3 protein-coding genes are annotated in these 3162 nt (G+C 29.2%); all 3 read right to left on the bottom strand.

The genetic code is table 11. From position 1 onward, the window contains the following. The coding region (locus AC27L2_RS13720) for a HEAT repeat domain-containing protein (protein ID WP_487212337.1) at window positions 1-1158 on the bottom strand (1158 nt) is incomplete at its 3' end. Window positions 1159-1191: 33 nt separating this feature from the next. After that, window positions 1192-2511: a hypothetical protein gene (locus AC27L2_RS13715; RefSeq protein WP_487212336.1), complete on the bottom strand. Its 1320-nt coding sequence runs from the start codon at window positions 2509-2511 to the stop codon at window positions 1192-1194. Window positions 2512-2732: 221 nt separating this feature from the next. After that, the gene (locus AC27L2_RS13710; protein WP_487212335.1) at window positions 2733-3116 is read right to left on the bottom strand and encodes a hypothetical protein; all 384 of its coding nucleotides are present in this window, start codon (window positions 3114-3116) and stop codon (window positions 2733-2735) included. Between the last annotated feature and the right edge of the window lie 46 nt (window positions 3117-3162).

Raw genomic sequence — 3162 nt, 5'->3', positions numbered from 1 at the left:
CTCTCTCAAATAAACTGAATAATAATACAAAAACCTATATGCATCTTCATTTATCCATGCTAAGCTTTTCACTGTGTTTATCCAGTTCTCATATGCCTGAAGTATTATCTCTGCACTTGCTAAATAGCCCATATTTATCATCATCTTTGCATTGTTAAGCTGATAATAATTTATATCTCTTACCCAGTAATATTGTATCCAGCCTAAATTATAACATTGATTATTGTAGCTGATTAAACTATCTATCATTGATAATGGGGTTTCGGTGGGATCGGGACGAGGTTTATTATCTCTTAATAAAAAATTGACTAAATTTCTTGTTGTTTTGTCATTCTCATTTACTACATAAGTTTTAATAATTTCATAATTAGATGGATTTTGGTATTTTTCTATCAATTCTTCAACGATTCTCTCTCTAACAGTTGCATCTGGTTCTGATGTTAAACTTTCTGTTAATACTTTACTTATATCTAAATCTTTATATTTAACAAATACCTCAGTTAGAATTAAATATCTAATATCTGAACTCTCATCAAGTTTAAATCTCTCAATAAAAAACGGAATCATTTCTTGATCATATATTTGTTGTAAAAAATCTATTGCATAAAATCTAAAAAAATAGTCATTTGCATTTTCTGCTATTTTCATTAATTCTCGTTTTGCTCTTTCTCTTTCACCTGGAATACCCTTTGCTATGTAGTACAATAAACCAACTACTTCTCCACAAGCATCGTCCCAATCTTCTTCAAGCCTATCATATACTAATTGATAATGTGTGAAATTACCTCTTACAAATAAATTGCGAAGAACTAATACTTTTAATTCAAGTTTTGTAAAATATTCATCTTCTGGATAGTGGTCTACTGAATCAATATAGGCTAGTGTTAATTCTTCTAATCTTTCTGAACCTAATATTCGTAAAGCATATAAAAATCTTGTTTGCGTATAAGGATCTTGTTTCCATATATTTTCTATAATTGCTGGTTCAGCCTCCTTTATTTCATCTTCTATTATTCGTTCTATTGCATAAGGTGCATAATGGTCTGTCCCTATAGAATCATCTGTTACTATAGATAACGAATTGATTATTTCTTGTTTCTCTTGCTCTTTTAGTACTTGAGCTTTTATTGTATAAATTATTATTAAAAATAGTAACACAACTATGTTATTTATTTTCATTTTTAACTCCTTCTAATTACATGTTATATCTGTGTGTTTAAGTTTTAATTCTTCTACATATTTGTTAACAATGTAATTCTTTATCTTATTATGTACTTTATTTTCATAAGATGTTCTTTCTGGGGAATCTTTTTGACCAATCTTTTTATCCCAATCATTTTTAATATTCTTTCTAAATTCTTTGAATAAATTATTATATTGGTTTTCACCTTTCATCTTAGCATCATTAATATCTTTTACATCCTCACAACTCAATTTTAGATTTATAAACTTTTCAAAGAAATTATCTTTTATGTATGTATTATTAACAATAGTTCTAAAATCACTTAAGTGTACATCTTCATGTTCTTTTGTATATTCTACTATGTAATACCTTCCTTTTGGTACTTCCCCATAACTACCAAGTAATAGCTTAAAATCTTTTATAGCCTTGCACACTGAATCCTTTGGAATTTTATTTAGTTCTTCTAATGAGTATATTGCTTTATTACCATACAGCCTGTTTATGTTTTCATAACATATTTCTAACTTATACTCTATATAAAATTTATTTTCCTCTGGCAACCTAAATTGCCATCTATCTTCTTCTTTATTATAACATGCTTCAATTTGATTTATACTAAATTCTTTTTCAATTTGTGGAGAAAATGCTCCCCTAAGATTTTCTTTCTTATTACATAATTCCGGATACGATTCTATCTTTTTTAATTCTATCCAGGGTGGTTCCACCTCCCCCACGCATTGCGGGGCTGAGGAGCAATCAGACTTCTTACCAAATTCTTTTACTGCACTTATATGTGTCATTGATGGCACACCATAAATTCCGCAATTTGCTAATGGAGGACATTCTACTGTAAATGTTTTTGTCTCTCTTTGACTCCCTTTTTTATATTGATTAATTACATTTTCCCCTCTTTTGCCCATTAATATACAACCAGTCTCACAAGATGAAAATTCCACTCTTATATATCTTGTACTATCGTAATTTGGCCCTATCTCTAAATTTACTCCCATATATCCTCCCTCATTTATTCTTATAGACCCTCTAACTGTATCCCCATTTTCATCCCTGAAAAAACAATACTCTGCTCCTGAGACTATTCTAAATTCTGCTACGAAATTTTCATAAGGACTTATATATAACTGCAAAAATTCACCCTCATAATTATAATACCCAACTTCTAATCTTATTATATCTCCTCCTTCTATTTTTTCTTTGCTACTTCTTATTTCCATTTCTCTCCAGTCTTCATAATAATCACTAACTGCTTCCCTCTTTATTTCAACCCGTTCTTTTATCCTTACTTGTGAATATGTAATATTTAATAACACGTTGCAAACTATCAAAATTAATAGTATGATTTTTAGCTGTTTAGTTATAGAGGATATGAATGAATGAATGAATGAATTGATTGATTAACTGATTGACTGATTAGTTGATGTGATAAAGTAGGTTGAATCGTTGATTCCCTCGCCACTGCCCTATCCCTCTTATTTTTTGAACAAATTTATTTTATGTCCATTTTTTTGTCAACTATTTTTTTTCTTTGTCATTACTTTTTCTGCTCTCCTCTATCTTTTCTTTCAAATTGTTCTTTGTTCTCATTTACTATCTTGAGCCTTAATTCTTCACTAATTACTTCTCCATTCTCTTTTGCTTTTTGTTCTATACTTCTTATATATTCACTTACTTTTTCTTCTACTTTATCTGACCCAAGCACTTTTAATGCTTCGATGTATAAAGGCTTAAGCCATAACTCCTGTTTGTCTATTTCTTCTTCGATTATTGGTTTTGCTTCTGCTATCTTTTTCTCTATTACTTCCTCTATTGCTTTCATTCTTTCTTCTGTATTTTTACTTCTTAATCTTTCTTCTATGCTTTTACTCTGTCCATAAACAATTGCAGTTAATACCAATATTAATGCAATTATCCTCATTTTGAACCTCTATTATTTTATTAATAACATCTTTTTATTCTGACTA

This window comes from Rosettibacter sp. KY25 (assembly GCF_057554405.1).
The sequence above is the reverse complement of the archived record's forward strand: the minus strand, read 5'-3'. Positions and strand labels throughout refer to the sequence as shown.